This window comes from Aliivibrio sp. S10_S31 (assembly GCF_014694495.1).
Taxonomy (GTDB): domain Bacteria; phylum Pseudomonadota; class Gammaproteobacteria; order Enterobacterales; family Vibrionaceae; genus Aliivibrio; species Aliivibrio fischeri.
The window spans coordinates 1-1,283 of sequence record NZ_JAAUWR010000072.1 but is presented as its reverse complement, the minus strand read 5'-3'; the positions used below and the strand labels follow the sequence as shown (position 1 = coordinate 1,283).

Here is a 1,283-nt window from a genome sequence, read left to right as displayed (position 1 = left end):
GAACTCAAAATCACTATCTTTCGCTGAACGCGTAGAAAATTTCAAACCTTTACCTCTGGCTCAAATAACCTTAATAAATCGGTGCTTATAACGCCTGCATAACACGTTTGCTACCATGCAGATTAAGTCCAAATTTACCACTTAACACGGTAAACACCAAGAAACCTAGAATACCGAATGTAGCAAATCGTGTTGATGCATTTGTTATATGCTTACGCCGTAACTAACTTGATTTCTTGCATAAAATCATACTTTTGCATCAAAGTATCGGAATTCAGTCTTATTCTATGCAATTTGATGCCAGCAACATTAAAGATATTATTTTTCTTATTATCCCTAATCCTTGCTTCAGCTGAGTCATGATAACAACTGTCAACTTCAAAGAAGAACTTAGGAGTGTGATCAGATGGGTCATATACAACAAAATCAATAATAGCCTTTAAGAAGTAATCTCGCTCACTACTTTGTAAGTGCGGTTTAATCTGTTCAAAATCAAAAATATTATTCACCGCTACATTCGGGTAAATGAAGAAATTTGGATACGTACTTTTTAACGCTTCATAAAATACTTCTTCTTGTTCACTTTTAAATAAAGGAATCAACCAATCAGTTCGAGCAAAACTTGAATGACTCTTATTGCTTACACTCGTTTCCTCAAATTTAGTCGTATTTATAGATGACTGAAAATTGAGAGCCTCTTCATAATGGTTACATATCTTAGAAAAAATTAAAGCTTCAGACTCACTCTGTTCTAAAGATGCCTTGAATCCTATTGATTCAATTTGCATAATTCCACTCTGAGATATTTCAAGATAGCCAGAAAGTACTAACTTAATATAATCATTACATAATTTAGCGATTAAAATACTTTTCTCTGTACCTGCATACTTTATAAACTCACTCTCAAGTAAAGCAGATATTCTCTTCCATTCTAGAGCATTATTCCTCAACTGAGTTTGCTCATTCTTTACGAGTACAAGAATTTCAGCCCATGCTTGAGAGCCCATTAAAATATAAAATTTTTCCATTTCCTCTCCATAACTTGAACTGCATATAACGCCTGCATAACACGTTTGCTACCATGCAGATTTAGCCCAAATTTACCACTTAATGCGGTAAACCAAAAGAAATCTAGAATGCCGAATGTAGCAAATCGTGTTGATGCATTTGTTATAAGCACATTCTCACACGGTTCATATGAACAAATTGAGCATCTTCTGATGTTACTTGGAAACCAAATTTACGATATAAACCGCCTACTCGATTGCCTTGCAAATAACACA

The 1,283-nt window shown here is 34.2% G+C and carries 1 protein-coding gene and 1 pseudogene; both read right to left on the bottom strand.

Going from position 1 to position 1,283, the window contains the following annotated elements:
- Positions 1-212: 212 nt before the first annotated feature.
- The gene (locus tag HC728_RS19580; protein ID WP_190395974.1) at positions 213-1,028 is read right to left on the bottom strand and encodes a DUF2726 domain-containing protein; all 816 of its coding nucleotides are present in this window, start codon (positions 1,026-1,028) and stop codon (positions 213-215) included.
- 142 nt (positions 1,029-1,170) lie between these two features.
- A pseudogene (locus tag HC728_RS20215) lies at positions 1,171-1,283 on the bottom strand (N-acetyltransferase); the annotation flags it as partial.

Coding starts and splice junctions, on each gene's coding strand:
- HC728_RS19580 (WP_190395974.1), bottom strand. CDS start 1,028: ATGGAAAAATTTTATATTTTAATGGGCTCTCAAGCATGGGCTGAAATT.